The organism is Aeromonas piscicola (genome assembly GCF_000820005.1).
GTDB lineage: Bacteria > Pseudomonadota > Gammaproteobacteria > Enterobacterales > Aeromonadaceae > Aeromonas > Aeromonas piscicola.
In genome coordinates this window covers 926-1,590 of record NZ_CDBL01000006.1, presented here as the reverse complement: position 1 = coordinate 1,590, position 665 = coordinate 926, and the positions used below count along the sequence as shown (strand labels likewise).

Below are 665 nucleotides of genomic sequence, written 5' to 3'. Positions count from 1 at the left end.
TCGCCCACCTGGGCGGCCAGCTCACGGGTCGGGGTCAATACCAAGGCGCGGATCCGGTTGGGAGAAACTTTACGCTTGCTCTCCATCAGACGCTGCAGCATCGGCAGGGTAAAGCCTGCGGTCTTGCCGGTCCCTGTTTGGGCCGCCGCCATCAGGTCACGGCCAGCCAGAACGGCGGGGATCGCTTGCAGCTGAATGGGAGACGGGGTGTCGTAGCCTTGCTCGGCAACGGCACGCAACAAGGGTTCGGCCAGACCGAGGGAAGAAAAACTCATAATTACCTGCTAGGGATAGTGGCGCCGGGGATTTGTGGTGGGGCTCCTCTGCTGAGCCGATGCCATCTCACAAGTTCTGGGCCTATTGAGAAAACAACGATTTCCCCGGGGAGCAGAGCAAAGGGGAAAGAATAGAGGCGCAGTCTAACGGAGTTGCCGTGGATAAACGAGAGAAATGTGATGTTCATCCCAGCGCGAACCGAAAAACTGGGTCACCTTCCCGCTCGCAGATCCTGCCTCAGAACTCATTCGAATCAGGCTATGCTTGATGCCAGCAACAGACGACCATCATTTCAGTCCCCGAACAAGGAGGTTCAGGCTCATGGCTGTACATATCACAAGCAAGTGTCGTCGCTGGCGTCAGGCAGGCCTGCTGCTGGCACTGGGGCT

1 protein-coding gene is annotated in these 665 nt (G+C 58.2%); it reads right to left on the bottom strand.

What is annotated here, in order from left to right; translation table 11 throughout:
• Positions 1–275, bottom strand: a 275-nt coding sequence (locus BN1128_RS00965) for a DEAD/DEAH box helicase (protein ID WP_042865719.1), incomplete at its 3' end; no start/stop codon positions are given.
• Positions 276–665 lie beyond the last annotated feature (390 nt).